This window comes from Mesorhizobium sp. M2C.T.Ca.TU.002.02.1.1 (assembly GCF_003997225.1).
This window is the reverse complement of the sequence record NZ_RZTO01001235.1, coordinates 1-1,201: the sequence shown is the minus strand read 5'-3', so window position 1 is coordinate 1,201 and position 1,201 is coordinate 1. Positions and strand designations below refer to the sequence as shown.

3 protein-coding genes are annotated in these 1,201 nt (G+C 59.6%); 2 read left to right on the top strand and 1 reads right to left on the bottom strand.

Annotated elements, in window-relative coordinates:
- A partial coding sequence (locus tag EOD07_RS35065) for a BrnT family toxin (protein WP_164772875.1) occupies positions 1 to 186 on the top strand: 186 nt, incomplete at its 5' end.
- A 25-nt stretch (positions 187 to 211) separates the two neighbouring features.
- Complete coding sequence (locus EOD07_RS35060) at positions 212 to 487, top strand: BrnA antitoxin family protein (RefSeq protein WP_245470614.1); 276 nt, start codon at positions 212 to 214, stop codon at positions 485 to 487.
- A 13-nt stretch (positions 488 to 500) separates the two neighbouring features.
- Here EOD07_RS35060 and EOD07_RS35055 read toward each other — a convergent pair whose 3' ends face one another.
- Positions 501 to 1,169 carry a TIGR02117 family protein gene (locus EOD07_RS35055; RefSeq protein WP_127238407.1) on the bottom strand — a complete coding sequence of 223 codons (669 nt, stop codon included), beginning with the start codon at positions 1,167 to 1,169 and terminating at the stop codon, positions 501 to 503.
- Between the last annotated feature and the right edge of the window lie 32 nt (positions 1,170 to 1,201).

Below are 1,201 nucleotides of genomic sequence, written 5' to 3'. Positions count from 1 at the left end.
GAGCAGGACAGGGTAGAAGGTGGCGAATATCGTTGGCAGACGACCGGTCTGGTTGATGGGGCGCTCGTATTGTTAGTTGCCCACGCTGATAGGGAAGAACGTGGGATCGAAGTGATCCGCATCATTTCAGCGCGGCGGGCCACAACAAGGGAAAGAAGACGTTATGCGGAAAATCGTTCGATATAAGTTCGATCCTGCAAATCCACCTCCGTTGACCGAAGCCCAGAAAGCGGAAATCGCGGCGCTGAAGGCGCGCTCGGAAGAAGACGTCGACACCAGCGATATCCCGGAATTGACTGAGGAATTCTGGCAGAATGCTGTCCAAAATCCGTATTTCAAGCCAATCAAGCAGCAACTGACTCTTCGTCTCGACTCGGATGTTGTCGCTTGGTTCAAGAGGCATACACCTGACGGTCGCGGTTACCAGAGCGCAATCAACAAGGCATTGCGTGAATATGTGACGAAGCAAGATCGCAAAGCCGGCTGACGGGCAGAACCAGCTAGTTATACAACCCCATCGACCACCACAGCGACACTGGCAGCGGGTTCCACCAACCCGTCCGCAGGCCGGCAATCCTTAGTCCCGCCGCCGTCCATGTGTTGCAGCCAACCAGCGCGTTGAAATGGCCGTTAGCTTCGTAGAAGCGGTCATAGGTTGAATAGCCGGCGTTCTCGACCACCATCGGTCCATTCGGCCCCTGCTGGAAGCTCGCCGCGATGTAGTCGAGCAGAGCTGCAAAGTGCGCCTCGTCGATATCGAAGCCGGCGACATCCGGGTGCGGATCCTTGATCGCGCCGGCGACATCGACATGCATGACCGAGGCGTCGACGGTCAGCGCCTTCAACACCGGCTCGGCCTTCAGCTGCGACCATGTCGGAGTCTCCAGATAGAAGGCGCGGCCGCCCCAGCCGAGGACGATATAGCGCGCCTCCGTGGCCTGGATCGGCAGGCCGGCATCGGCGAGGAAAGCAAACCGCCGGCGCACGTTGTCATCGAGGGGCACGGCGATGTCGGTGTGGATCGGATTCTTCAGCACAAGGATGTGCCGTGTCCCCTCGCCTTCGGCCATTGCCGCGGGCCAGAGCGGGCGCGGCACCACCGTGCCAAGCGCGGCGGCAAGGAGCACGGCTCCTACGAGCATTGCCAGATATCGCAGGAATTTCCGCATCAGGGAGGGTAAGCCGGTCGCCTCATGACTTC